The organism is Streptomyces sp. NK15101 (assembly GCF_020400725.1).
Lineage (GTDB): Bacteria > Actinomycetota > Actinomycetes > Streptomycetales > Streptomycetaceae > Streptomyces.
In genome coordinates, this window is record NZ_JAINVG010000191.1 from 1 (window position 1) to 2,075 (window position 2,075).

At 74.3% G+C, this 2,075-nt stretch carries 1 protein-coding gene; it reads left to right on the plus strand.

From position 1 onward, the window contains the following. The coding region (locus K7G60_RS38505; protein ID WP_225805614.1) for a type I polyketide synthase at window positions 1-2,075 on the plus strand (2,075 nt) is incomplete at both ends.

Below are 2,075 nucleotides of genomic sequence, written 5' to 3' on the forward strand. Positions count from 1 at the left end.
GTGGACACCGCGTGCTCCTCGTCGCTGGTCGCCCTCCACCTGGCGGTCAACGCCCTGCGCTCCGGCGAGTGCTCGCTGGCGCTCGCCGGCGGTGTGACGATCATGTCGACCCCCGGCATCTTCGTGGAGTTCTCCCAGCAGCGTGGCCTGGCACCCGACGGCCGCTGCAAGTCCTTCTCCGCGGACGCCGACGGCACCGCCTGGGCCGAGGGCGTCGGCGTCCTCGTCGTCGAACGCCTCTCGGACGCCCGCCGCCTCGGCCACAACGTCCTGGCCGTCGTCGCCGGCTCGGCCGTCAACCAGGACGGCGCCTCCAACGGCCTCACCGCACCCAGCGGCCCCGCCCAGGAACGCGTCATCCGCGCCGCCGTACAGGACGCCGGCCTCACCTTCTCCGCCGTCGACGCCGTCGAGGCCCACGGCACCGGCACCGTCCTCGGCGACCCCATCGAAGCACAGGCCCTCCTCGCCACGTACGGCAAGGAGCGCGAGGACAAGCCCCTGATGCTCGGCTCCCTGAAGTCCAACCTCGGACACGCCCAGGCCGCCGCCGGCGTCGGCGGCGTCATCAAAATGGTCATGGCCCTGCACCACGGCCAACTGCCCGCCACCCTCAACGTCAGCAAGCCGAGCGAACTCGTCGACTGGGCCGGCGGCGGCGTCGAACTCCTCACCCGACCCCGCCCCTGGCCCGCCGCCGACCACAGGACCCGCCGCGCCGGCGTCTCCTCCTTCGGCATCAGCGGCACCAACGCCCACGTCATCCTCGCCGAAGCCCCCGCCGACGCGTCCATGGAGGACACGACGCCGGACGACGAGGCCGGGCTGGACGGGACGGCGCTGCCGTGGCTGGTGTCGGCGCGCTCCTCCGAGGCGCTGTCCCGGGCCGCCGAGCGGCTTGCCGAGTACGTACGTGCACGGCCGGAACTCAGCCCCGCCGACGTGGCGCTCTCCCTGGCCACCGGACGCTCCGCCTTCGAGTCGCGGGCCGTGCTGCCCGGCACCGACGGACGCGACGGGCTGCTCGCCGGCCTGGACGCCCTGGCCTCGGGCGAACTCGCTGCCGTGACCGCGGCGGCCTCCGGCGCGAAGCCGGGCCGCGCGTCCGGCGCTCCCGTCGTGTTCGTGTTCCCGGGGCAGGGGTCGCAGTGGGTGGGCATGGCCACGGCCCTGCTCGACTCCTCGCCCGAGTTCGCCCGCGTCATCGCCGAGTGCGAGACCGCCCTGACCCCCTTCGTGGACTGGTCACTCACGGCCGTACTGCGCGGCGACGAGAACGCACCCGGTCTCGACCGGGTCGACGTGGTCCAGCCCGCCTCCTGGGCCATGATGGTCGGCCTGGCCGCCCTCTGGCGCACCGCCGGCGTCAACCCGATCGCCGTGGTCGGCCACTCCCAGGGCGAGATCGCCGCGGCCGTCGTCGCCGGCGGCCTGTCCCTGGAGGACGGCGCCCGCGTCGTCGCCCTGCGCTCCAAGGCCCTGCGCGTACTCTCCGGCAGCGGAGGCATGGCCTCCCTGAGCGTCCCGGAAGCGCGGGCCGAGGAGCTCCTCGCCCCGTGGAAGGGGCGCGTCTCCGTCGCGGCGGTCAACGGCCCCTCGTCCACCGTCGTGGCCGGACAACCCGAGGCCCTCGACGAGCTCCTCGCCCGGTGCGAGGCGACCGGGGTCTGGGCCCGCCGCATCCCCGTGGACTACGCCTCCCACTCCGCCCACGTCGACGACATCCGCGACACCCTCGCGACCGAACTCAAGGACGTCACCCCACAGTCGGGCCGGATCTCCTTCCACTCCACGGTGACCGGCGGCGTCCTGGACACCACCGAGCTGGACGCCTCGTACTGGTTCCGCAACCTCCGCAGCAAGGTCAGGCTCGCGGACGTCGTCGGGCAGCTGGCGGCCCCCGACGTCGTCTTCGTCGAGGTCAGCGCCCACCCCGTCCTCGTCTCCGGCATCGCCGAGACCCTCGGCGACACCGGCGCCGTCGTCGGCACCCTCCGCCGCGACGCGGGCAGCCGGGAGCGCTTCGTCGAGTCCGCCGCCGAGGCCTGGTCCCACGGCGTCGCGATCGACTGGCC